The following is a 24,043-nucleotide window of genomic DNA, read 5'->3' on the forward strand; positions in this document are numbered from 1 at the left end:
CAGCGCGCACCGAGGCCGCGCCGCTCGCCGGCCCGCCGGCCCCGCCGCTCCCCTCCGTCCCGCGCCCGCCGCGACCCGGCCTCCCCGGCACGGCTCGCCGCCGACCCGGTCCGGCCCCCGCCGCCATCCCCCCGTCCCGCAGGCCCCCCGGAGAGGGTCTGTCTGCCGGAGCCGCCGTCGCGTGGCGACTGGACGAGACCGGGACGCGGAGGGGTCAAGGGGGCGCGCCTGCGCGCCCCGCCGCTGGCGGCGGCTTGCCCTTGACCCCTCCGGGGCCCGGGCTCACACAGGCGGCGCGCGGCGGTGGATCCGGCAGACAGACCCGAGGGTCCTGTCTGCTGGTGAGTCCCGAGCCCCTTCCCTTCGAAGGCCGGCCCCGCGCTCACAGCGTCATCCCCATCGGCCCGGCCGCGAGCAGCGACGCCGGCAGCACCCTCGCCCCCTCCGAGACCTTCACCCGCCCCTGCGACGCCTCGGCGATGTCGCGGCGCGGATCGATCCCCGGCATGATCTCGGTGGCGACCAGCCCCTCGCCGGTCAGCCGGATCACGCAGCGCTCGGTGACGTAGAGCACCTCCTGCCCCAGCTCCCGCGCCCGCCGGCCGGAGAAGGTCACGTGCTCGACCGCATCCACCATCTTCGGGAACCTCCCCGGCTTCACGACGCGGATCGCCGTCCCGGACAGCTCCAGCTCCGCCCCCGCCTCGAAGAGCCCGGCGAAGACGATCTTCCGCGCCCGCGCGGTGATGTCGACGAACCCGCCGCAGCCCGCCGTCAGGTACGGCTTCTTCCCGAGCTTCGAGACGTTGACGTTGCCCTCCAGGTCGATCTCCAGGAACGACAGGAAGGTCACGTCGAACCCGCCGCCCTGGAAATAGATGAACTGCTGCGGCGAGGGCATGAAGGCGTCGGCGTTCGAGGCGCAGCCGAAGGCGAAGCCCGTCAGCGGCATGCCCCCGACGGCGCCCTGCTCGATCGCCCAGGTCACGGCCTGCGGATGGCCCTCCTCCGCGAGGATGCGCGGCACCATCGAACAGATCCCGAAGCCGAGATTGGCGCTCATCCCGTCGCGCAGCTCCATCGCCGCCCGCCGCGCCACCAGCTTGTCCACCCCCGGCTCGGCGAGGGTGAAGCTCGACCACGGCCGCATGATCTCGCCCGAGATCGCCGGGTCGTAGTCCGTCTCCGTCGTCTGCCGCTGCTCCGGGTCGACCACCACGAGATCGACCAGATGCCCCGGCACCCGCACGTCGTGCGGCCGCAGCGAGCCCGCCGCCGTCACCCGCTTCACCTGCGCGATGACGAGCCCGCCGTGGTTCCGCACGCAGATCGCCTGCTCCAGCCCGCCGAGATAGGCGCCCTCGTGCTCGTAGGTCAGGTTCCCCCGCTCGTCCGCCGTCGTCGCCCGGATGATCGCCACGTCCGGCACGATGTTCGGGAAATGCAGCCAGGTCTCGCCCGCGAACTCGACCCGGGCGACGATCGGCCGCGCCGCCGCGGTGGCGTTCATCGCGCAGCCCTCGCGGACCGGGTCCACGAAGGTGTCGAGCCCGACCTGCGTCAGCACCCCCGGCCGCCGCGCCGCGGCGTCGCGGTGCATGTCGAAGAGGATCCCCGAGGGCACGTTGTAGGCCGCGACCCGCTCCTCGACGAGCATCCGCCAGATCTCCGGCATCGGCAGCGACGACGGCCCGCTCGGATAGGACCCGGCGATCACGGTCGACAGAAGCCCGTCCTTCGCGATGTGGTCGATCCCCTTGATCCCGTACATGTCGCCCGCCGCGATCGGGTGCAGCGTGGTGAGGTTCCGCGGATGGCCCTCCGCCTCGAACCGCGCCCCGATCGCCGCCAGCACCTTGTCGGGACAGCCGAGCCCCGAGGACGACGACACCGTCACCACCGCCCCGTCGGCGATGCGCCGGGCGGCCTCGGCGGCGCTGACAACCTTCGAGCCCATGCCTCAGAACCCCTCGTAATCCACGCGCGTCGCCCGGCCGCTCCGCGCCGCCTCGCGCACCGCGAGCGCCACCGCCAGCGACTTCACCCCGTCGATCCCGTCCGCCGCCGGCCGCCCGCGGCCCGCCGCCGCCTCGGCGAAGAGCCGGAGCCCGCGCCCGTAGAGGTCGTGCCGCTCGAACGCCACCGCCTCGCGCCCGGCGGCGGTGACCAGCTCCACCTCGCCGACCGGCTTCTGCGTCATGATCCCGCGGCCGAAGATCGAGCCCTCGCTGCCATGCACCTCGACGCCCGAGCCGGCGAAGGGACGGGTGAAGCTCTCGTGCGTCTGCACCATCGCGCCCGAGGGCATCGACCAGACCGACATCACGCTGTCCTCGACCCCCTCGCCCATGCCGGAGACGCCCATCATCGCGACGACCTCGACCGGGTCCTCGCCCAGGTAGAACCGCACCGTGTCCGCGTCATGCACCGTGATGTCCGGGATCACCCCGCCGCCCGCGCCGGCGTCCTTGATCCGCCAGCCCTGCAGATGCGGCGGCAGGTGGACCGCATGGAACACCCGCACGCTCAGCACCCGCCCGATCCGCCCCGAGGCGATCAGGTCGCGGATCGCCAGATGCGCGCCGGCGTTGCGCAGGTGGTGGTTCGTCGCGAACACCACCCCCTTCGCCTGCGCCGCCCGCGCCATCTCCGCGGCCTCGCCCGCGGTCATGGCGAGCGGCTTCTCGCAGAGCACGTGCTTGCCCGCGGCGATCGCCGCCAGCGCCTGCGCATGGTGCTTCTCGTTGGTGGTGGAGATGTAGACCGCGTCGACCCCCGGCGTCGCCAGCAGCCCCGCCAGATCCGCGGCGCTCGCCGGAATGCCGTGCCGCTCCGCATAGGCCGCGCCGCGCGCCGGATCGCCGCTCAGCACCGTGGCGATCCCGTCGCCCTGACCCCGGATCGCGCCGATGACGTACTCGGAGGCGATCGTGCTCGCCCCGACGAGGCCCCAGTTCATTCCCGCCCTCCCCGAACGCATTTGTCACGTTCCAATAACGAGAATCGTATAGTGGAACGTGACAAATGCGTCAATACCCATCTTCGGGCTGACGGTTTTCCCTGTGGGGCGCGCGCCCCGAAGGCGGCGCGGAAGCCTCCGGCTCAGCCGAGCCCGAGCGCCTCCCGGGCGGCGCGCACCTGCGCCGGCACGTCGAGCGCGATGTCGACGACGACGCCGTCCTCGTCCGGCCCGAGCGGCTCCAGCGTGGCGAGCTGCGAGTCGAGGAGCGACGGCGGAAAGAAATGCCCCGGCCGGCTCGACACCCGCGCCAGCAGGAGCTCGCGGCCGCCATGCACATGCAGGAAACGCACCCGCTCCGCCCCGCCGCGCAGGATGTCGCGATAGGCCCGCTTCAGCGACGAGCACCCGACCACCGACGACCGCCCCGCCGCATCGTCGCGGGCGATCTGCGCCGCAAGCGCCTCGAGCCACGGCCGCCGGTCCGCGTCATCGAGCGGCAACCCCGCCGACATCTTCGCGACGTTGGCCTCGGGATGGAACGCGTCCCCCTCGATGAAACGCCACCCCAGCGCCTCCGCCAGCAGCGCCCCGACCGTGGTCTTGCCGCTCCCGGAGACCCCCATCACCACCACATGCTGCGGACCATCGCTCATGCCAGTCGCCCCCGTGCCGGCGCGAGGCGCGCCGCCCCGGGCAGGAACGCCGTTCCGCAGGCGGGCTCGACCGGTCCCATGGCGCCTCCTCGTCCCCGCGCCGGCGTCGCGTCGCCGACGGCTCGCACGACACTGCCCCACCCCGCGGCTCCGGTAAACCCGGCGCCGCGCCGAAACCCGGGCCCCCGAAACGACGAAGGGCGGCCCCGGGGGACCGCCCTTACGCAATACACCGAGCCGCCGTCAGGCGATCGGCTCGGGCTCCATGCCGTCCTCGCGCGCCGGGCGCGGCTTGCCGGTCTTCGGGATCGCCGCGACGCCCGACGGCCCGCCGTCGGTCTTCTCGTCGTCGTCGCTGCCGCGGTTCAGCGGCTGCCCGGCGATCACGCGGCCGATCTCCTTGCCGGTCAGCGTCTCGTATTCCAGCAGCCCGTTCGCCAGCCGCTCCAGGTCGCCGCGCTTCTCCGTCAGGATGCGCTTCGCCGTCGCGTAGCCCTCGTCGACCAGCGCCCGCACCTCGGCGTCGATCAGCTCGTGCGTGTCCGGCCCCGCGTTCACGCCCCCGCCCTGCGGCCCGAGATAGGTGAACTGCTCGCCCGCATAGTCGATGTTGCCGAGCTTCTCGCTCATGCCGAACTTCGTCACCATCGCCCGCGCGATCCGGCTCACCTGCTGGATGTCGCTCGCCGCGCCGCTCGTCACCTGGTCCGGCCCGAAGGTCAGCTCCTCGGCCACCTTGCCGCCCATCGCCATGGCGATCATCGACTTGTACTTGGTCTTGGTCACGCTCAGCTGGTCGCGCTCCGGCAGGCTCATCACCAGCCCGAGCGCCCGGCCCCGCGGGATGATCGTCGCCTTGTGGATCGGGTCGTGCTGCGGCGAGTTGATGCCGACGATCGCGTGGCCGGCCTCGTGATAGGCGGTCAGCTTGCGCTCCTCGTCGGACATGACCATCGAGCGCCGCTCCGCGCCCATCATCACCTTGTCCTTCGAGCTCTCGAAGTCCGCCATGGTGACGAAGCGCTTGCCCGTCCGCGCCGCCATCAGCGCCGCCTCGTTGACGAGGTTGGCGAGATCCGCGCCGGAGAATCCCGGCGTGCCCCGCGCGATCACCCGCAGATCGACGTCCGCCGCCAGCGGCACCCGCCGCGCATGGACGCCGAGGATCTTCTCCCGCCCCTTGATGTCGGGGTTGGTCACCTGCACCTGCCGGTCGAACCGCCCCGGGCGCAGGAGCGCCGGATCGAGCACGTCCGGCCGGTTGGTCGCGGCGATCAGGATCACCCCCTCGTTCGCCTCGAACCCATCCATCTCGACGAGGAGCTGGTTCAGCGTCTGCTCCCGCTCGTCGTTGCCGCCGCCATACCCGGCCCCGCGATGCCGCCCCACCGCGTCGATCTCGTCGATGAACACGATGCAGGGCGCGTTCTTCTTCGCCTGCTCGAACATGTCGCGCACCCGGCTCGCGCCGACGCCCACGAACATCTCGACGAAATCGGAGCCGCTGATCGTGAAGAACGGCACCCCCGCCTCGCCGGCGATCGCGCGGGCGAGCAGCGTCTTGCCGGTCCCCGGCGGCCCGACCAGCAGCGCGCCCTTCGGGATCTTGCCGCCCAGCCGCGAGAACTTCTGCGGGTCGCGCAGGAACTCGACGATCTCCTCGAGCTCCTCCTTGGCCTCGTCGATGCCGGCGACGTCGTTGAACGTCACCTTGCCGGATTTCTCCGTCAGCAGCTTCGCCTTGGACTTGCCGAAGCCCATCGCCCCGCCGCGTCCGCCCCCCTGCATCCGGTTCATGAAGAAGATCCAGACGCCGATCAGCAGCAGGAACGGCAGCCACAGCCCGAGCGCCGACAGGAAGCCCGACTGCTCCTGCGGCGCCGCCTGGATCTCGACGTTATGCTCCCGAAGCGCCGGCAGCACGTCGGTCGAGCGCGGCTGGATCGTCTGGAAGCTCGCCCCGTCCGAGCCGGTGATGTAGATGCGCTCCCCGTCCAGCCGCACCGCCGAGACCTGACCGCCCTCGACCCGGTTCAGGAAGTCGGAATAGCTGATCTCCCGGCCCATGTTGGTCCGGCTTCCGTTCGAGAAGACATTGAACAGCGCGACCATCAGCAGGAAGAGGATGATCCAGAAGGCGATGTTCTTGGTGTTGCCCACGCGGTCCTCCAATGGGCCCGGGCGCGCCGAGAGGCGCGCCGCCCTTGCCGCCTAACATAAGCCCTGACGCCCCCGATTCAACGCGAATCCGCCCAGGGCCCCGGCAGCGCCGCCACCCGCCGCGCCGTCGCGGCCCCGCCGGGCTCCAGAACCGGCGCCGCGACGAGCCGGTCGCCGCGCCAGATCCCCGGCGTCGTCAGCAGCGCCTCGCGGGCGAGCCCCGTCTCGCGCCACCCCGGCCGGGCCGCCAGCCCCGCCGTCCCGAGCGCGCCGACGACCGTGTCCGCGGCCGCGCCCCGCACCTCCCAGCGCCCGTCCCAGACCGCCCCGGGCAGGACCGGCGGCCCGACGCGGGCGGGCTCGCGCCGCACCGCCACGGCCCCCCGCCAGGGCCGCAGCACGCAGCCATGCGCGGTCATCCCGTGGTTGAGCCCCTGCCCCAGCACCGCGGCGGCGGCCGCCTCGGTCGTCGCCAGCCGCGGCCGCACCCGCGCGCCGGCGACCCAGACCAGCGCCGCCGCGACGATCCGCAGCCGCAGCTCCTCCGGCGCCGCGGCCAGCCGCGCCGGGTCGAGCACGAGGTCCCCCGCCGCCCCCGGCGCCGCGGCCGCGGCGGCCAGCGCGTCCGTCGCCGCCTCCAGCGCCGCGCGCGCCCGCGCCATCCGCGCCGCCGTCGCCGCCAGCCGCTCCGGCCCGAGGCCCAGCCCCGCCAGCGGTCCCAGCGCCGCCCGCGCCCGCACCCGGTCAAAGGCGGGGTCGTCGTTCGACGGATCCTCCGCCCAGTCCACCCCGGCTTCCGCCAGCCAGTCCCGCAACGCCGCCCGCCGCAGCCCCAGCATCGGCCGCAGCCACGTCACCCCCCCGGCCTGCGCGGCGACCGCCATCGCCGCCAGCCCGTCCACGCCGGACCCCCGCGCCAGCCGCAGCAGGAACGTCTCCGCCTGATCGTCGAGCGTGTGCCCCAGCGCCACGGCGGCCAGCCCCCGCTCCCGCGCCCAGCCGCCGAGCAGCCGCCGTCGCGCCTCCCGCGCCGCCTCCTGCAAATTGCCGCGTCCTTCCCAGCCCCGCCACGGCAGCGTCGCATGAGAAATCCCGAGGCCCGCGCACAGCCGCCCCACCGAAGCGGCCTCCTCCGCCGCCTCCGGCCGCAACCCGTGATCCACCGTCGCGACCTCGACCCGCCGCCCCGCCCCCGCCGCCCAATGCCGGAGCAGCAGCAGCAGCGCCACCGAATCCCCGCCGCCCGACACGGCGACCCCCACCGCCCCCGCAGGGGCCGCCGCCATGGCCCGCGCCACGGGGCCAGCCAGCGCCTCCGGCGGCGTCAGCACGGGGGCCGGCATGGCGCTCCGCCCCCTGCCCCGCGCGTCACGGGCAGGCGAGGACCTGCTTCTGCGCCGGCACCTGGCCGGCGGCCTCGCTGCCGGGGTAGCGCGCCGTCACCTCGCCGAGCGTCAGGCACGCCTCGTTGGTCTGGCCGAGCGCGCCGAGCGCGCCGGCGAGCCGCAACAGCGCCTTCGACGCCGTCGGCCCCTCCGGCGCGCCGCTGAAGGCGTCGAGGAAGGCCCGCGCCGCGCCGCGCTGGTCGCCGGTCGCCGCCAGCGCCTCGCCGCGGCGGAACTGCGCCTCCGAGGTCAGCGGCCCGCCGGGATAGGCGGCGACGAAGGCCTCGAAGAGCGCCGCCGCCCTGGCGTTGTCGCCCGCCTGCGCCGCCGCGACGGCCGCGTCAAAATCGCCCTGCTCGGAAACCGCCAGCTCGCCCCCGCCCGCCGGCGCGGCCGCCGGCGGCGGCGGGGCCGGCTCGGGCGGCGTCACGCCGCCGCCCAGCGGCTCGGGCTTGCCGAGCGCGCTCACGTCGCCGCCCTCGAGCTCGGTCAGCCGGAACTCGATGTCGCCGGCCCGGTTGGTCGCGTCCGTCACGATCCGGCTCACGTCGTTGGTCAGCACCTCGACGCGGTTGGTCAGCCGCCGCAGCTCCGCCTCGAGCTGGTCGAGCCGGGTCAGCGCCGTCGCCGAGGCCGTCGGCAGCCCCTTGCCCGGCCCGGCGGCGACCAGCGCCGAGCGCAACTCGGCGATCTGCCGGTTCAGCACGTCGAGATCGGCCCGCACCTGCCCGAGCGACGGCCCCGCGCTCACCGCGGGCGCCTGCTGCGCGACGGCCGGCCCGCCCGCCCCCGCGACGACGGCAAGCGCCAGTCCCACAGCGGCGACGAGCGCCCGCGCCGCCCCCCGGACCTCGGCGACACGCCCGCGCCGCGGGGCCGGCCCCTGCCCCGCCCCCTCGCGACGCGCGTCAATTTCATGCAGCGTTTTCAACATCATAACTGCCCTATCACGCGTGTTACGCCGACGCTGCCCCCGGACCGGCCCCGCCCGTCAGACCCCCGCGCCCCCGGCGACCACCGTCACCGCGCGGCGGTTCTGCGACCAGCAGCTCTCGTCCGCGCAGGTGGCGATCGGCCGCGCCCGGCCGAAGGTGTTGGTCGAGATCCGCCCGTCCGGCACGCCCCGGCTCACCATGTAGTCGCGCACCGCCGCGGCGCGCCGCGCCCCGAGCTGGATGTTGTACTGGTCGGTGCCGCGCTCGTCGGCATGGCCCTCGATCTCGATCGCGCCGGGGTTCGCCAGCAGCCAGCCGATCTGCTGGTCGAGGATCCCCATCGCCTGCGCGCTGAGCGTGGTCTGATCGACCGTGAACCACACCGTGTCGCCGATGCTCGTCCCCGGCAGGACCCCGCCGCCGCCGAGCCCGCCGGTGCCGATCGTCCCCGACCCGATCCCGCCGGCGCCGGCGCCGGCGCCCGCCCCGGCGCCGCTGTAGCCCTGGCCGGTGTCGATCGGCTGCCGGGCGCAGGCGGCGAGCGCCAGCGCCAGCACGCCGGCCGTCAGGATCCCCGTTCCCCTCATCCCCGTCTCCTCCAACTCACGCCAAGAGGCCCGACCACGACGGCGCCGCGGCGAAGCCGCCCGTCGGCACCTGTCGCAGATTCCGCCCCGTCACGTCGACGGTGTAGATCGACGGCCCGCCGCTGTCGCCGGGCGTCTCGCGATAGAACATCAGCACCCGTCCGTTCGGCGCCCAGGTCGGCCCCTGGTCGAGGTAGCTCGCCGTCAGCAGCTTCTCCCCCGAACCATCGGGCCGCATCACCCCGATATGGAAGCGCCCGCCGGTCATCTTGGTGAACGCGATCAGGTCGCCCCGCGGCGACCAGGCCGGCGTCGCGTAGCGCCCCTCGCCGAAGCTGATCCGCCGCCCCTCGCCGCCGCCCGCGCCCATCACGTAGACCTGCTGCGTGCCGCCCTGGTCGCTCTCGTAGACGATCTGGCTCCCGTCCGGCGAGAACGACGGGCTCGTGTCGATCGCCGAGGTCCGCGTCAGCTGCCGCGCCGAGCCCGAGCCGAGATCGGCGAGATAGATGTTCGACGCGCCGCCCTGGCTCACCGAGATCAGCGCCTGGCTTTCGTTCGGCGAGAAGCTGCCCGCGAGGCTGATCTCCTCCGTCGAGGCGATCCGCCGCCGCCCGCCGCCCCCCGCGCCGATCAGATACACCCCCGGCTTCCGGCTCTCGTAGCCGGTGAACAGGATCCGCTGCGCGCTCCGCGCCATCGACGGCCCGAACACCAGCGCCGACCCGTCGGTCAGCATCGCGGCGTTCGCCCCGTCATAGTCCATCGCCGCGATCTGCGTGCGCCGCTGCGCCTTCGGCCCGCTCTCGGCGACGTAGGCCACCCGGCTGTCGAAATAGCCGCCCTCGCCGGTCAGCCGCGCATAGATCGCGTCCGCCACCTTGTGCGCCAGCCGTCGCCAGCTCGCCACGGGCCCGTCGAAGCGCAGACCCTCGCCGAGCGGCGCCTGCGCGAAGACGTCCCAGAGGCGGAACCGCACCACCGCCTGCCCGCCGTTCACCCCGACGGCGCCGGTGACCAGCGCCTGCGCGTTGATCGCCTTCCAGTCGGCGAACTGCACCGGCGCGTCGAAGTTCGAGATCGTGCCGATATGCGCCTGCCGCGGCACCTCGCGGAAGAGCCCGGTGCCGACGAGGTCGTCGATCACCACCTGGGTGATCCGCCCCGCCGTCTCGGCCGCGGCGCCGGCGTCCGGCACGAAGGGCGGGACCGCGATCGGCATCGGCTCGATCACGCCCTCGGTGATCTCGATCCTCAGCGGCGACTGGGCGACGGCAGCGAAGGGCCGGGCGAGCAAGGCCGCCGCCGAAGCCCCGAGAAGCACGCCGCGACGGGTGGGCCTCACCATGACACCATTCCTTCGGGATTGAACACGACTTCGATGTTGCGCCACTGCGCGTATTTCTCGCGCGGCAGCGTATAGGGCGCGCAGCGGATCAGCGCCCGCCGCCCGGCCTCGTAGGCCTGCTGGAAACGCCCGTCCGGCGGGCTCGCCGGCTCGATCAGCCGGATCGAGGAGCCGATCACCGACCCGTCGGCGTTGAGCTCCGCCGCCAGCGTCACCTTCAGCTCCTGCGCGTCGCGCAGGCCCGCCGGCACGTTCCAGCACCGCTGCACCGCGAGCTTCAGCCCCTCGCGCTCGGAATTGGTGATCGGCGGCCCCGCGGGCAGCGAGGTCGCCGCCGCCTGCCCCTCGGCCTGCGCCGCGCGCTCGGCCACCGCCGCCGCCACGGCGGCGTTCACCGCGTCCTGCGTCCGCGTCGGCGGCGTCACCGTCGGCGGCGTGGGCGGGGTCGCCGGCGTCGCCACCTCGGGCTCCGCCTCCGGTTCCTCCTGCCGCGCCGGCCGCTCGGGCGCCGGCCGCGCCGGCTCGGCGGCCGCCACCCGCTGCGGGGTCCGCACCGCAGCCGGCCGCGCCCGCGGCGGCTCGGACGAGGCGACCTGCCCCGAGGGCGTCGGCGGCGCCGGCGTCGGGACAGGCGCCTCGGCCGCCGGCGGCGGCGCGGCCTCCGGCGGCGCGGCGACGGGCTCGGGCTCGACCGGCTCCGGCGTCGGCGCGGGCGAGGGCTCCAGCGTCGCCACCTCGGCCGGCCGCGCGTTCTCCGGCGGGGCCGGCGACGGCGTCGCCTCGATCCGCTCGACGGGCCGCGCCCGCGGCGGCGCCACGATGGCGGAAGGCGCCGGCGGCACGACGCTCATCCCCTCGGGCGCCAGCGTCAGCGGCGCGTCGGGGTTGAACTGCGGCTCCAGCGTCGCGACCTCGGCCGGCGCGGGCGGCGGCGCCGGGATCGGCTCGGGGGCGGGCGCCGCCTCGGGCAGCTCCGGCTCCGGCAGCGTCTCGGGCGCCTCCGCCACCGGCGCGGGCGCCTCGGCCGGCGCGTCCGGGTCGGGCGTCGCCCGCGCCGCCGACTGCGCCGCCTCGAAATCCGCCTCGGAGACGAAGCTCACCTCGCTCACCCGCACCGGCTCCGCCTCGTCGGCGCTGAACCACGGCAGCCCGAAGATGACGAGCGCGATGATCGCGCCGTGGCCGAGCCCCGAGATGACCGCGCCGGTCCGCATCGCGGCGGCCTACCGGTCCGCGGCGTCGAACCGCGGGCCGCCCTGCTCGGTGACGAGGCCGATATTGGTGAAGCCGGAGGCGTTCAGCGCGCCCATCACCTGCATCACGCCCTCGTAGGGCACCGCCCCGTCGGCGCGCAGGAACACCCGCGGGCTCGCCCGCTCGGCGGCGACGGCCCGGAGCCGCGGGATGAACTCCTCGCGCGGGATCTCGGCGTTCTGCACGATGATCTGCCCGTCCGCGGTCAGCGCCACGGTCAGCGGCTCCTCCTGCTCGCTCGGCAGCGGCGCGGCCGCCGTCTTCGGCAGCTCGATCGGCACGCCCACGGTCAGGAGCGGCGCGGCCACCATGAAGATGATCAGCAGCACCAGCATCACGTCGACGAAGGGCGTGACGTTGATCTCCGCCATCGGCCGCCGCCCGCCGTGGCGGCGGCGTCGCGACCGTCCGCCCCCGGCGGACTGGCCCGACGCGCCCATTGACGCGCCCATGTCAGGCCGCCTTGTCGAGCTGGCGCGACAGGATCATCGAGAACTCGTCGGCGAAGCCCTCGTAGCCGCCGACCACCGCCTCGCTGTCCTGGGTGAGCTTGTTGTAGAAGATGACCGCCGGCACGGCGGCGAGGAGCCCGAGCGCCGTGGCGAGCAGCGCCTCGGCGATGCCGGGCGCGACGACGGCGAGGTTCGTCGACTGCTGCAGCGCGATCTCCTCGAAGGCGCGCTTGATGCCCCAGACCGTGCCGAAGAGCCCGATGAACGGCGCGGTCGAGCCCACGGTGGCGAGGAAGGTCAGCCCCTTGTTCAGGCCCTCCGCCTCGCGGGCGATGGCGACGTTCATGGCCCGGTCGATGCGCGCCTGCGCCCCGGCGATCAGCCCGCCGTCCTTGCGGTGGCTCCGCCGCCACTCGGTCATCCCGGCGGCGAAGATGCGCTCCGAGGCCCCGGCCGGATCCGGGCCGATGCGGTCGTAGACCTCCTCGAGCGGCTCGCCCGACCAGAACGCCGCGTCGAACGCCGCCGCCTCGGCGCGCGCGCGGCGCAGGTCGAGGAGCTTCTGCACGATGATCGACCACGACCAGAACGACGCGGCGATCAGCATGATCATCACGATCTTCACGAGGAAGCTCGCGCGCAGGAAGAGCGCCAGCAACGAGAAGTCGAGGGTCTGTTCCATCCGCCTGCTCTTTCGCCCGAAAGGTCGGCCCCGTTCGACCGGCGTGACCCATTCCCGGGCCCGGTTGGCCGGCTTCTTGCCCGAAAAGGGCCGCCCCTGTCCAGTGCGGCGTCTTTGCTTCTCGCGGGAGGGTGAGCGGGGAAACGCATCGCCGCCGCGAGAGGACGCCCCGGGAGGTTCCCGAAGCGCGCCGCCGCGACCCTCGGGCGATTGCCAAACAGGCGCGGCGACCCCACATCAAGGCGAGGCGCAGCCCGCGGGATTTCCGCCACCCGGCGGAACATCCGGCAATCGTCGCGCGGCGGTCGTCGCCATCGAGCGCACGGGAACAATCGCATGAGGCTTAGCCCCCGCCTTGCCTACGAACTGCCGCAGCGCGCCCCAATGATTGGGCTCCTCAACGTCCATTTCTCGCGCTTTGGCGATCTCGGTCACACCGCGTTCGGCTACGAGCATGCGCGCGCCACCCGCACCGCCGCCGACGAGGAGCGCATCGGCGTCCGCCGCGGCTTCACCCGTGCGGCCGTCGCCTTCTGCCGATGCATGAACATCCCGGCGCGCTCCTGCACGGGCTACGTCAGCGAGATCGGGCAGCCGAAGCCGCAGGCGACCGGCGACCTCGCCGCATGGATCGAAGTCTGCCTCGGCGGCGCCTGGCACACGTCCGACCCGCGAAACAACGCGCGGCGCACCGGTCGCACCCGCAGCCGGAACGCGGCGGACATGGCGCTCACCTACCCCTTTGGTCCCGCCCTTCTCGTCGGCTTCGAGGTCCGGACGGATCCGATATGACGAGATCCAGGTTCAGGACCGCGACGACGGTGACGTTCGGGCATCCTTTCCGACTGGCAGGCCTCGACGAGGTGCTCCCCGCGGGCGCGTATCCCGTGGAGGCGGAACTCGGGTCGCCCGCAGGCGTCGACCCGGAAGCATGGCGCGCGTCGGTGCTGATCCATCTGCATCGGACCGTCGCCGCGCCGGGGCTCGCCCGGACGCTGACGATTCCGCTCTCCGAGCTTGATCGGGCGCTGGCGGAGGATCGCGACATCAGAATGACGCTGTCCGAACGTCTCCTCGAGGAGATGCTCGCCGATCCGATGATCCGGCTCGTCATGGCGAGCGACCAGATCAGCGAAGACGAGATGCGCGCCGTGTGGGGCGCGTCGCGCGGCTGACCGACCGCCCTGCCGGCATCGGCCCGAAGGACATGGGCCGGAACAAGGACACGGGCCGGAACATCGTCTCAGCCGCCTTCCGCCGCTCGCCGCCCCAACCCCGCCATCGCCGCCCGCATCTCCCCGGGCATCCGCGCCGGGCGGCCCGCGGCGTCGAGGGCGACGATGACGACGCGCGCCCGCACCAGCGCCGCGCCGTCGCGCCGAACCTCCTGCATGAGCTCCACCCGCGCGCCGCCCATCCCGGCGAGCGCCGTGGTCACCGTCAGCTCGTCCTGGAACCGCGCCGGGTGGAGGTAGTCGACCTCCACCCGCCGCACCGCGAAGACGATCCCCGTCTCCGCCTTCAGCCGCGCCTGGTCGACGCCGGCGGCGATGAGCGCCTCGGTCCGCCCCCGCTCGATGAAGCGCAGGTAGTTGGCGTAGTAGACGATCCCGGCGAGATCGACGTCCTCGTAGTAGACCCTGAGCCGGAACTCGTGCATCCCGCGTCGCGCGCCCCGTGGATAACTCGGGCGCCATCCGAGGATCCGTTATCTTCCAGATACCTGGCATACGTCACAAGTTGTGACGCTCACTCCGCCGGGTGGTCGATCCTGAGCACCCGTCCCGCAGCGTCCACGTCGCAGGTGTGCCGCCGCGTCCCGTCGACCGCCGCGAAGACCTCCACCCCGCCCGCGCGCGTCTCCACCCAGTCGACCGCCACCGCGTCCTCCGGCTTGCCGACATGCGCCGCCACCGCCGCCTGGCAGGCCTCCGCCCCGGCGACGCTCGGCGGCGCCGGCTCGGAGGCGGGCTCGGGTCCCGCGCAGGCCGCGAGCAGCAGGAGGGCGGCGCCGCGCGCCGCGCCGCCGCCCATGCCGTTCACGCCGGGCCGAAGGCCGAGACCGTGTTGTCGATCTCGACCGCGCAGGTGAAGTTCGCGTCGCCGACCTGGACGTTGTAGATCGTCGCGCCGGTCTTGGTCGAAGAGACCGGCGCGACGATCGCGTCGGCGTCGGTCAGGCCGAGGCTCTGCAGCGCCAGCGCCGAGCAGGCCTCCTCGGCGGGGGTCATCGTCGGGGGCGGCGGCTCCGGGGTCGGGGTGCAGGCCGCGATCGCGATCGGCAGCGTGGCGATCGCCATGGCTAGGACGCGCATCTCTCAATCTCCTCTTGCGGCGGCCTTCTCGCGGGCCGTCGCCCCACAAGGCTAGAGCGATCCCCCCCTCCCGCCAAGCCCGATCACGCCGCCGGCGGCCCCCCGCCGACCGCCCGACGCATCCCTGGCTGATCCCTGGCCCCGAGGCCGGGCGCACGGGATCTCCCAGCCTCGCCGATGCGCCGGCATCGGCGGCGCCTGCCTCGCCCGTCACGCCGAAGGCCTGCCTTCGGCGTGACGGCAGGCGCCTCGCGCCCGCCATGACGCGCCCTCTTGCGGATGTCCCGCGGCCCAGGCGCAACCGCGGCGCGGGAGGGCGGGCGGAGCGGCCGCCCGGGCTGGAGACGTCGCCGGACCCGGGCGCCGCCGCCGACCCGCCAGGCCGGCGGCCGTCCGATCACCCCGACCCGCCGTCACCCGATCCCGGCCGCCGCCGCGTACTCCCCGATCCGCACCGCCCGGCCCTGGTCGGCGCTGGCGAGCGCCGCCACTCCGCACAGCACCGACATCGCCCCCGCCCGCGCCCCGGCCCGCTGCCCCAGCGGATCCGCCGCGCCCGGCACGAACAGCATGTTCCGCAGCCGGTCGTCGCCGCCGTAATGCCCGCCCGGATAATGCGGCACATGGATCCGCTCCACCGCCGGCCGCCCCTTCGGGAAGCTCCGCGCCAGCAGGATCTCGTCCCCCTCGGGAACCTCCCACGGCTGCTTCTCGTACTGCCGCAGCTCGATCCGCCCCTGCGTCCCGTTGAAGGCGATGTGGTGCCCCTCGACCGGCTGCGAGGTGTTGAGCGAATAGGAGACATGCACGCCGTTCGCATAGCGGATCGCCGCGACCATGGTGTCGGGGATGTCGATGTCCTCGCGATAGACGCAGGCGTCGCGCAGATACCCGTCGACAGTCTTCGGGTCCTCGTAGAGCGCGTCGAGGAACGGATCCGCCCCGAGGTCGAGGAAGAAGTCGCACGCTCCGGCATGGGCGCAGCCCCGGCACCGCACCCCCCGGAACGGCCCGTTCGCCCCATAGACCTTCAGCGCCGCGAAGGCCGAGACCGCCTCGGGGTCCGACCCCAGATACCAGTTCAGCAAATCGAAATGATGCGTCGCCTTGTGGACGAAGAGGCTCCCCGACCGCGCCCGGTAGGCATGCCAGCGCCGGAAGTAGTCCGCCCCATGCCGCGTATCGAGGTGCCAGTGGAAATCCACCGACAGCACCTCGCCGATCTCGCCGGCGAGAAGCAGCTCCTTGATCCGCGCCGCCGTCGGCGCGAAGCGATAGTTGAACGACACGTCCACCCGCCGCCCGGTCCGCCGCTCCGCCGCGAGGATGCGCCCGACCCGCTCCGGCGTCGTCGCCATCGGCTTCTCGGAGATCACGTCCGCGCCGGCCTCCAGCGCCCGCTCGACGATCGCGTCATGGGTGTCGTCCGGGGTGCAGACGATGGCGAGGTCCGGCCGCAGCCCGGCCAGCGCCTCCCCGAGATCGGCCAGCACCGGCGCCCCGGAGCCGATCATCGCCCGCGCCCGCTCCGCGCGCATCGGGTTCGTATCGACGATCCCGACCAGCTCGACATGCTCCGACCAGCCGTCGAGCAGCTCCTTCCCCCACATCGTGGTGCCACGATTGCCGGTCCCGACCAGCAGGTAGCGCCGCTTGCTCATCGCTGGCAGGCTCCTTCAGCAGACTGTCCTGAAACGCTCCGCGCAGGTCGCGATCACGTCGTCCCCGGGCCGGCTCCACCAGTCCTCGGAGAAGATCTCCACCTCCTGCGGCCCGTGGAACCCGGCGGCCTCGATCATCGCCCGGAAGGCCGGCAGGTCGATCACCCCGTCGCCCATCATGCCGCGGTCGTTGAGGAGATCGCGCGTCGGCACCAGCCAGTCGCAGACGTGATGCGCGAGGATCGCCCCCATCCGCCCCGCCCGCGCGATCTGCTCCGCAAGCCCCGGCTCCCACCAGACGTGATAGACGTCGATCGCCGCCCCGATCCCCTCGCCCCCCACCGCCTCGGCGATGTCGAGCGCCTGGGCGAGCGAGCTGACGCAGGAGCGGTCGGCCGCATACATCGGATGCAGCGGCTCGATGGCGATCGGCGCCCCCGCGGCGCGCGCATGCGGCATCAGCGCCGCGAGCCCGTCCGCCACCATCCGCCGCGCCTCCGGCAGGTCCTTCGACCCGGCGGGCAACCCGCCGCAGACCATGACGAGGCAATCCGCCCCGAGCTCCGCCGCCTCGTCCACCGCCCGGCGGTTGTCGTCGAGCGCCGCCGCCCGGCCGGCCGCGTCCGGCGCCGGGAAGAACCCGCCCCGGCACAGCCCCGACAGCCTGAGCCCGTTCGCCCGCACGATCCGCGCCGCCTCGGCGAGGCCGGCCGCGGCGACCTGGTCGCGCCACGGCGAGATCGTGGTGATCCCCTGCCGCAGGCAGCCCTCCACCGCCTCGGCGAAGCCCCATTGCCGGCGCACCGTGGCGAGGTTGATCGAGAGCCCGTCGAGATCGCCGGCCATCAGGCCACCCCGTGGACGGCGAGCACCCGCTTCATCCGCGCCGCCGCGTCCTCCGGATCGGCCAGCACCCGCGCCTTGTCGGCGAGCCGGAACAGCTCCGCCAGATGCTGCGCCGAGCGCGCGCTCTCCTGCCCGCCGACCATGACGAAATGGTCCTGCAGCCCGTTCAGGTAGGCGAGGAACACCACCCCGGTCTTGTAGAACCGCGTCGGCGCCTTGAAGATGTGCCGCGACAGCGGCACCGTCGGCGCGAGCAGGTCGAAGAACTCGTTCTCGCTCCCCCGCCCCAAAGCCGCCAGCGCCGCCGAGGCGACCGGCGCGATGGCGTCGAAGATGCCGAGGAGCGCGTCGGAATGCCCCGCCTCGTCGCCGGCGATCAGCTCGGCGTAGTTGAAGTCGTCGCCCGTGTACATGCGCACCCCGGCCGGCAGCCGGCGGCGCATGGCGATCTCCTTCTCCTTCGACAGCAGCGACACCTTGATCCCGTCCACCTTGCCCGCGTTCGCCTCGATCGCGGCGAGGCAGACGTCCATCGCCTTCAGGTGGTCGGCATGGCCCCAGTAGCCCGCCAGCGCCGGGTCGAACATCTCGCCGAGCCAGTGGATGATCACCGGCTCCCGAACCTGGGAGAGTATCCGGTCATAGACCCGCAGGTAGTCGTCCGGCGATTTCGCCGCCGCGGCGAGCGCCCGGCTCGCCATCAGGATGATCCGCCCGCCCGCGGCCTCGACCATCCCGACCTGCGCCTCGTAGGCGGCGAGCACGTCGTCGATCGTCACCTCCGGCGCCGGGGCCAGGTGGTCCGTCCCCGCCCCGCAGGCGATCAGCGCGTCGTCGCGGCCGCGCGCCTCGGCGAGCGCCCGCCGGATCAGCTCCTGCGCCTCCGGCCAGCCGAGCCCCATGCCGCGCTGCGCCGTGTCCATCGCCTCGGCGACCCCGAGCCCGAGGTCCCACAGCCGGCGCCGGAAGGCGAGCGTGCGGTCCCAGTCGATCGCCGGCGTCAGCCAGGGATCGTTGTCGGCGAGCGGATCGGCGACGACATGCGCCGCGCCGTAGGCGATGCGCGGAAACTCCGTCGCCCGCCGCCGCGCCGGCGGCACCGGCGCGCCCGTCGTCTCGTAGGCCTCGATCCGCGGCCCGTTGGGCAGGTTCACCACCGCCATGCTCAGTACTCCAGCGCCGGCACGTCGAGCCAGCGCCGCTCGGCCCAACTCCGCAGCCCCAGCTCCGCGAGCTGCACCCCCTTCGCCCCGGCCTCCAGCCCGTAGGGCCACGGGCCATCCTCGACCACGTGGCGCAGGAACATCTCCCACTGCGCCTTGAAGCCGTTGTCGTAGGCGGCGGTGTCCGGCACCTCCTCCCACTGGTCGTAGAAGTTCATCCCCTGCGGCTGGTCGGGGTTCCAGACCGGCTTCGGCGTGTTCACCCGCGCCTGGCTCCAGCACTTCGTCAGCCCCGCCACCGCCGAGCCGTGGGTGCCGTCCACCTGGAACGTCACCAGGTCGTCGCGCCGCACCCGCACCGTCCACGACGAGTTGAACTGCGCCACCACCCCGTTCGCCAGCTCGAAGGTCGCATAGGCCGCGTCGTCCGCGTCGGCGCGGTACGCCTTGCCCGCCTCGTCGACCCGCTCGGGGATATGCGTCGCGCCGAGGCAGCTCACCGCCTTCACCTCGCCGAACAGCCCGTCGATGACATACCGCCAGTGGCAGAGCATATCGAGGATGATCCCGCCGCCGTCCGCCTTGCGGTAGTTCCACGACGGCCGCTGCGGCGCGACGCCCCAGTCGCCCTCGAACACCCAGTAGCCGAACTCGCAGCGCACCGAGAGCATCCGCCCGAAGAACCCGGAATCGCGCAGGAGCTTCAGCTTCTGCAGCCCCGGCAGGAACAGCTTGTCCTGCACCACCCCGTGCTTCAGCCCCGAGCCCCGCGCCTTCCGCGCCAGCGCCACCGCCACGCCGAGGTCGTCCGAGATCGGCTTCTCGCAATAGACGTGCTTGCCGGCGTCGAGCGCCTTCGACAGCAGCTCCGCCCGCATCAGCGTGATGCCGGCGTCGAAGAAGATCGCATCGTCCGGATTCGCCAGCGCCGCGTCGAGATCCGTCCCCCAGCGCGCGATCCCGTGCTTCTTCGCCAGCGCCTCCATCTTGTCGGCGTTCCGGCCCACGATGATCGGGTCGACCTGAACCCGGCTCCGGTCGGCGAGCGCTACGCCGCCCTGGTCGCGGATCGCGAGGATCGAGCGCACCAGGTGCTGGTTGTATCCCATCCGCCCGGTCACGCCATGCATGATCACGCCGATGCGCTGCATCCGTCCTCCCCGACTCGGCCTTGTGTAACCGTTTGGTTACAACTGACGCCCCGAGCCGGGCTTGTCAACAACCAGCTACTTCGCCCCGGACTGCGCCGACCCCGCCCTCTCGCCCGCGCGCCGCCGCCCCTCACGCAATAAAATTACCAACTTTTCATTCCTGATTTATTTCAGATACTTGACCCATGTCCCACTGTGGGACATTCCGCGATGCCTCGTCCCGCGCCAACGCGCGCGCGATCGACCGAAACGCCCGGGCCGGCGATGCCCCCCGCCGACGGCCGGCGCGTGCCGGCGCCCGGGCCGTCAGGGGCGATGATCTTCCCGGAAGCACGCCGCCCCGGACGCAACCGCCCGGCGAGCCTCCGCGACCCGCCACCCCCGCGGAATCAGCCGGCGCTCCACCACCGGAGCCGCAGCTTCCCCCGCGTCTCCGGCCGGCCGCGCAGGTGGCGCTGCGGCAGCGAGTCGACGAAGTCGCGCTTCGGCCGGGCGTGGTAGGTGCGCACCACCTCCACGCTGCCGTCGCCGCGGTCGACCACCAGCTCCCAGCGATGCGGCAGCTTCTCCGCCCCCGCCGACGCCGACCCGCAGGCCCCGATCCGCGTGCAGCCGCAGCGCCGCGCCCAGGCCCGCCAGCGCTCCCCGTGCCCCGCCGCATGCCCGGCCAGCGCATGGGCGATCTCGTGGCGGACCGTGTTCAGGATGCGCGCGTCGTCCGGCTCGACCATCGCCAGCGGCCCCGAGAGCTCGATCCGCCGCACGTCGTAGCGGCAGACCCCGAACCGCGTCCGGTTGCGGTTCCAGGCGAAGGCCCAGCCCGCGAGCTCCGCCGGATAGAGCGCGCGGAACCGCTCCAGCTCCGCCCGCGCCAGCTTCCGCACATGCTCCAGCCGCGCCTCGTAATGCGCGCGATCATGCCGCAACCGGTGCATCCCCGCTCCGCTCCCCCGTCCGGCCCGCCCCAGCCCGCCGCTCCCCGCCCGGGCGCCCGTGCGAGCGCCCCCGTCCGACGACCGGCCCGACGCGCCCCGTCCGACGCCCCGTCCGACGCACCCCGTCCGACGCACCCCGACCCGACGCGCCCCGGCCCGACGCGCCCCGGCCCGACGCGCCCCGGCCCGACGCGCCCCGGCCCGACGCGCCCCGGCCTGGCCCGCGGGGTCCGACAGGCGTCGTCCGAAACGCCTCGTCCGAGAAACCCACGTCCGGCGCTCCATCCTCCGGCGCGCCCCTTCTCGCCCAGCTCCGCGACGGCCTCAAGCCGTCAACCTAAAGTCTGACGGCCGCGGTCTGGCGCCGCCCCCCGCGCCCGTGCCAATCTCGCCCCGTCAAGTCGATCGGGGAGGACGGCGTGACCCTTCAGGAGCCGGGGATCGCCGATCCCCTGACCCCAGTCTCGCGCCTGACCGAGGCCATCTCCGCCCGCCTCGTCGGCCATGCGCGCCTCGTCGAGCGGCTGGCGATCGGCGTCCTCGCCGGCGGCCACCTGCTGATCGAGGGCCCGCCCGGCCTCGCCAAGACCCGCGCGGTCAAGGCGCTCGCCGCCGGCCTCGACACCAGCTTCGCCCGCATCCAGTGCACCCCCGACCTGATGCCCTCCGACATGACCGGCACCCAGGTCTTCCGCCCCGGCGACGGCCGCTTCGACTTCGTCCCCGGCCCGATCTTCCACGGCCTCGTCCTCGTCGACGAGATCAACCGCGCGCCCCCCAAGGTGCAGTCCGCCCTCCTCGAGGCGATGGCCGAGCGCCAGGTCACCGCCGGCGGCGTCACCCGCCCGCTGCCCGACCCGTTCATGGTCGTCGCCACCCAGAACTCGATCGAGCACGAGGGCACCTTCCCGCTGCCCGAGGCCCAGCTCGACCGCTTCCTCCTCCACGTCGCCCTCGCGCTTCCCGACGCCGGGGCCGAGCGCGCCATCCTCGACCTCGTCGAGGCCGAGGGCCGCGAGCCCGCCGCCGCCGCCGGCCCCCGCCTCGGCGCCGCCGCGATCCACGCCGCGCAACGAGCCGCCGACCGCATCCACCTCGCGCCGCCCCTCAAGGACTTCATCGTCCGCCTCGTCGTCGCCACCCGCGAGACCGCGGGCACCCCCCTCGACGGCCTGATCGAGCACGCCGTCTCCCCCCGCGGCACCCTCGCGCTCGCCGCCGCCGCCCGGGCGCGCGCCGCGCTGCGCGGCCGCGACCACGCGCTGCCCGAGGACGTCGAGGACCTCGCCGCCGACGCGCTCGCCCACCGGCTCGTCCCGAGCTGGCGCGCCGCCTCCGACGGCGTGACCGCGCGCGACATCGTCGCCCGGGCGCTCGCCCATGTCCGGCCCTGGTGACCCCGCCACGAGCGTCAGCGCCGAGGCCCTGATGGCGCTCGGCCGCCGGGCGCTGCGCCCGTCCGGCGCGCTCGCCGAGCGCCCGGGCGTCGCGCCCACCCGCAAGCGCGGCCAGGGCCACGAGATCCGCGAGATCCGCCCCTTCGCCGACGGCGACGACCCCCGCCACCTCGACGCCGCCGCCACCGCCCGCTCCGGCGCGCCGCAGGTCCGCTCCTTCCACGAGGACCGCGAGCGCACCGTGCTCCTCGTCGCCGACTTCCGCCGGCCGATGCTCTGGGGCACGCGGGGCCGCCTGCGCTCCGTCGCCGCCGCCGAGGCGCTGGCGCTCGCCGGCTGGCAGGCCGTCCTCGGCGCCGGCGCCGCCGGGGCCGTGGCGCTGACCGACGCCGGCCTCCTCGCCGAGCGTCCCCGCCCCCGCGACGCCGGCATGGCCCGCGTCGCCGGCCTCCTCGCCCGCGCCCACGCCCTCGCGCTGGAGACCCGCGCCCCGGTCCGCGCGCTCGCCCCCGACCTCGTCCGCGCCGCCCGCTTCGCGCCGCGCGGGGCCGGCATCGTCCTCGCCACCGGCCTCGACCATCCCGGCCCCGGCCTCGACGCCGCGCTCGCCGGCCTCGCCCGCCGCGGGCCGCTGCGCCTCCTCCTCGTCGAGGACGCCTTCGAGACCGCGCCCCCCGCCGCCGCGCTCCCCTACCTCGCCGAGGACGGCCGCGTCGCCCGCGCCCGCTTCGGCGCCCTGCCCGACGCCCGCGCCGCCCGCCTCGCCGCCCTCCGCCTCCCCGGCCTCACCGCCGAACGCCTCCCCACGGCGCAAGCCTCATGAGCCCCCGCGAAACCCCGCCGGCGCCCTGCCGCGTCGCCGCCGCCGCTCGCGACCATGCCCGCCGCACGACAGGCACAGGAAGCCGTCCGAGCGGCGACGTCCCGCCTGCCGACGGCGCCCGGCGGTTGCGTGAGGGCGCGCGGCCTCGTGCCATGCAGCATGGTGTGGCGCACGCTACCCGACACCAGGCCCGGGCGCCCTCATGGCCAATCCCCCGCGATGCTGCCGGACGAGCCCGGGCAGATGCGAACGGGCGGCATCTCGACCATGTCTGTTTGCGCGCAAATATAATTCGAAATATATTTGCAAATATTTTGAATATAACCAGTGAAAATCATTGTATGGTCATCAGCGCCGCATGTCACGGCGCCGTTCGACTCCCTTCGGGCTTGCGCCCTCCCTGCCCCGGCCGCTCCGCGTCGAGCAGGTTGACATGCGCATGTCAACCTGCGGGCGCCGTCGCAAGGCGAGACCTCGCCGCGGGTCGATCCTTTGCGCCTCCGTCGTCCAGCATGGCGCACACTACACGACACCTGTCTCCTCTGCCGGATCCACTGGGCGCGCGCGCCGATCGACCGAAGCGGGCTTGCCCGCGAGGCCCGGCGCGACAAGCGAAAGCACGGCTTTCGCCGCGCCGACGGCTGGAGCGCGTTGGCGCGGAGGCCGTCAGGGGCGCCGATTTCTCCGGGAGCGCGCAATCCGTCCGTGAGCGCCCCGGCGAGCGCGGAATCGCGCTCACCCCCCGAGGGGCGATCGCGGACGGATTTGCCACGGGTCAAATCCGTCTGGCGTCACCCTTGCGACCTGGTTTCGGCCGGGCTTCGGCTACACCGTCGTGCAGTGTGAGCATGGCGACCCCGCCCGCAAGCCCCCTCACGAGAAATCAATCACTTAGCCAATTTTCACGCGTGAACACGCCCGCCCCGCCCCCCGCAATCGCGCCCCTCCGGCGCCGGCCGCGGCCGGCCCGCGGCCCCGCGCTCCCCGGCCCAGGCCCGTCCGCGCCATGAACCCCGAGGTGATCGCCGGCCTGCACCCGCCGCGCCTGCCCGCGGCCGTGGTCGCCACCCACTGGCAGGACCTCCTCGCCGCCTTCGGCCTCGGCCTGCTCGTCGCCGCGCTCCTCGCCTTCCTCCTCGCGCCCCTCCTCCGCCCCCGGCCGCGGCGCGAGAGCCTGCGCCGCCGCCTCGACCGCCTCGCCGCCCTGCCCCCCGAGGACCGCCTCCTCGGCCAGCTCCGCCTGCTCGCCGAGACCGGCACGCCGCTCCCCGACGACCTCCGCGCCCGCCTCTACGCCCGCACCCCGCCCAACCCCGCCACGCTCGACGCCCTTC

At 74.0% G+C, this 24,043-nt stretch carries 24 protein-coding genes; 5 read left to right on the forward strand and 19 right to left on the reverse strand.

The features are described 5' to 3' along the window. Positions 1–382 precede the first annotated feature (382 nt). From KBB57_RS17675 to tolQ, 11 genes are all read right to left on the reverse strand, one after another. Complete coding sequence (locus KBB57_RS17675; RefSeq protein ID WP_290753070.1) at positions 383–1,957, reverse strand: acyl CoA:acetate/3-ketoacid CoA transferase; 1,575 nt, start codon at positions 1,955–1,957, stop codon at positions 383–385. Positions 1,958–1,960: 3 nt separating this feature from the next. After that, positions 1,961–2,959: a Gfo/Idh/MocA family oxidoreductase gene (locus KBB57_RS17680; protein WP_290753073.1), complete on the reverse strand. Its 999-nt coding sequence runs from the start codon at positions 2,957–2,959 to the stop codon at positions 1,961–1,963. A 143-nt stretch (positions 2,960–3,102) separates the two neighbouring features. Further along, the gene (locus KBB57_RS17685; RefSeq protein ID WP_290753075.1) at positions 3,103–3,615 is read right to left on the reverse strand and encodes a gluconokinase; all 513 of its coding nucleotides are present in this window, start codon (positions 3,613–3,615) and stop codon (positions 3,103–3,105) included. 243 nt (positions 3,616–3,858) lie between these two features. Then, the gene (gene ftsH / locus KBB57_RS17690) at positions 3,859–5,775 is read right to left on the reverse strand and encodes an ATP-dependent zinc metalloprotease FtsH (protein ID WP_290753077.1); all 1,917 of its coding nucleotides are present in this window, start codon (positions 5,773–5,775) and stop codon (positions 3,859–3,861) included. 77 nt (positions 5,776–5,852) lie between these two features. Beyond that, complete coding sequence (gene tilS / locus KBB57_RS17695) at positions 5,853–7,118, reverse strand: tRNA lysidine(34) synthetase TilS (protein WP_290753080.1); 1,266 nt, start codon at positions 7,116–7,118, stop codon at positions 5,853–5,855. 25 nt (positions 7,119–7,143) lie between these two features. Beyond that, a complete protein-coding gene (ybgF, locus tag KBB57_RS17700) occupies positions 7,144–7,911 on the reverse strand; it encodes a tol-pal system protein YbgF (RefSeq protein ID WP_290753083.1) in 768 nt (255 codons plus the stop codon). 240 nt (positions 7,912–8,151) lie between these two features. After that, complete coding sequence (locus KBB57_RS17705; RefSeq protein WP_290753085.1) at positions 8,152–8,682, reverse strand: OmpA family protein; 531 nt, start codon at positions 8,680–8,682, stop codon at positions 8,152–8,154. 16 nt (positions 8,683–8,698) lie between these two features. Further along, on the reverse strand, positions 8,699–10,030 hold the full coding sequence (tolB, locus tag KBB57_RS17710) for a Tol-Pal system beta propeller repeat protein TolB (protein ID WP_290753087.1): 1,332 nt from the start codon (positions 10,028–10,030) through the stop codon (positions 8,699–8,701). Next, positions 10,024–11,244 carry a hypothetical protein gene (locus KBB57_RS17715; RefSeq protein ID WP_290753089.1) on the reverse strand — a complete coding sequence of 407 codons (1,221 nt, stop codon included), beginning with the start codon at positions 11,242–11,244 and terminating at the stop codon, positions 10,024–10,026. Before KBB57_RS17715 ends, tolB begins: the two co-directional genes overlap by 7 nt. Before the next feature lie 9 nt (positions 11,245–11,253). Then, the gene (gene tolR / locus KBB57_RS17720) at positions 11,254–11,724 is read right to left on the reverse strand and encodes a protein TolR (protein ID WP_290753126.1); all 471 of its coding nucleotides are present in this window, start codon (positions 11,722–11,724) and stop codon (positions 11,254–11,256) included. A 13-nt stretch (positions 11,725–11,737) separates the two neighbouring features. Then, positions 11,738–12,418: a protein TolQ gene (tolQ, locus tag KBB57_RS17725; RefSeq protein WP_290753092.1), complete on the reverse strand. Its 681-nt coding sequence runs from the start codon at positions 12,416–12,418 to the stop codon at positions 11,738–11,740. A gap of 336 nt (positions 12,419–12,754) precedes the next feature. Here tolQ and KBB57_RS17730 point away from each other — a divergent pair, with 336 nt between their 5' ends. Both KBB57_RS17730 and KBB57_RS17735 read left to right on the forward strand, forming a co-directional pair. Next, positions 12,755–13,210: a transglutaminase family protein gene (locus tag KBB57_RS17730; RefSeq protein ID WP_290753094.1), complete on the forward strand. Its 456-nt coding sequence runs from the start codon at positions 12,755–12,757 to the stop codon at positions 13,208–13,210. A gap of 29 nt (positions 13,211–13,239) precedes the next feature. Then, positions 13,240–13,593: a hypothetical protein gene (locus KBB57_RS17735; RefSeq protein WP_290753097.1), complete on the forward strand. Its 354-nt coding sequence runs from the start codon at positions 13,240–13,242 to the stop codon at positions 13,591–13,593. A 68-nt stretch (positions 13,594–13,661) separates the two neighbouring features. On the opposite strand, the gene ybgC is transcribed toward KBB57_RS17735, so the two are convergent. The 8 genes from ybgC to KBB57_RS17775 form a co-directional block, all read right to left on the reverse strand. Continuing rightward, entirely contained in the window at positions 13,662–14,078 is a 417-nt protein-coding gene (gene ybgC, locus KBB57_RS17740; RefSeq protein WP_290753100.1) for a tol-pal system-associated acyl-CoA thioesterase, read from the reverse strand. Between the two features lie 89 nt (positions 14,079–14,167). Beyond that, positions 14,168–14,452 carry a hypothetical protein gene (locus KBB57_RS17745; RefSeq protein WP_290753103.1) on the reverse strand — a complete coding sequence of 95 codons (285 nt, stop codon included), beginning with the start codon at positions 14,450–14,452 and terminating at the stop codon, positions 14,168–14,170. Positions 14,453–14,457: 5 nt separating this feature from the next. Further along, positions 14,458–14,733, reverse strand: a complete 276-nt coding sequence (locus KBB57_RS17750; protein ID WP_290753105.1) for a hypothetical protein — start codon at positions 14,731–14,733, stop codon at positions 14,458–14,460. Positions 14,734–15,146: 413 nt separating this feature from the next. Next, positions 15,147–16,394, reverse strand: coding sequence for a Gfo/Idh/MocA family oxidoreductase (locus tag KBB57_RS17755; RefSeq protein ID WP_290753107.1), 1,248 nt, complete (start codon positions 16,392–16,394; stop codon positions 15,147–15,149). A gap of 15 nt (positions 16,395–16,409) precedes the next feature. Further along, entirely contained in the window at positions 16,410–17,240 is an 831-nt protein-coding gene (locus KBB57_RS17760; RefSeq protein WP_290753108.1) for a sugar phosphate isomerase/epimerase, read from the reverse strand. Then, positions 17,240–18,403 (reverse strand): dihydrodipicolinate synthase family protein, encoded by a 1,164-nt coding sequence (locus tag KBB57_RS17765; RefSeq protein ID WP_290753110.1) that lies wholly within the window; start codon positions 18,401–18,403, stop codon positions 17,240–17,242. The genes KBB57_RS17760 and KBB57_RS17765 overlap by 1 nt, the downstream gene beginning before the upstream one ends. A gap of 2 nt (positions 18,404–18,405) precedes the next feature. Beyond that, the gene (locus KBB57_RS17770) at positions 18,406–19,554 is read right to left on the reverse strand and encodes a Gfo/Idh/MocA family oxidoreductase (protein WP_290753113.1); all 1,149 of its coding nucleotides are present in this window, start codon (positions 19,552–19,554) and stop codon (positions 18,406–18,408) included. 389 nt (positions 19,555–19,943) lie between these two features. After that, entirely contained in the window at positions 19,944–20,480 is a 537-nt protein-coding gene (locus KBB57_RS17775; protein WP_290753115.1) for a SprT-like domain-containing protein, read from the reverse strand. 428 nt (positions 20,481–20,908) lie between these two features. Here KBB57_RS17775 and KBB57_RS17780 point away from each other — a divergent pair, with 428 nt between their 5' ends. From KBB57_RS17780 to KBB57_RS17790, 3 genes are all read left to right on the forward strand, one after another. Beyond that, positions 20,909–21,886, forward strand: a complete 978-nt coding sequence (locus KBB57_RS17780; protein WP_290753119.1) for an AAA family ATPase — start codon at positions 20,909–20,911, stop codon at positions 21,884–21,886. Next, on the forward strand, positions 21,870–22,709 hold the full coding sequence (locus KBB57_RS17785) for a DUF58 domain-containing protein (RefSeq protein WP_290753121.1): 840 nt from the start codon (positions 21,870–21,872) through the stop codon (positions 22,707–22,709). Before KBB57_RS17780 ends, KBB57_RS17785 begins: the two co-directional genes overlap by 17 nt. Positions 22,710–23,715: 1,006 nt before the next feature. Next, the coding region (locus KBB57_RS17790; protein WP_290753124.1) for a hypothetical protein at positions 23,716–24,043 on the forward strand (328 nt) is incomplete at its 3' end.

It is taken from the genome of Amaricoccus sp. (assembly GCF_017993425.1).
Taxonomy (GTDB): domain Bacteria; phylum Pseudomonadota; class Alphaproteobacteria; order Rhodobacterales; family Rhodobacteraceae; genus Amaricoccus.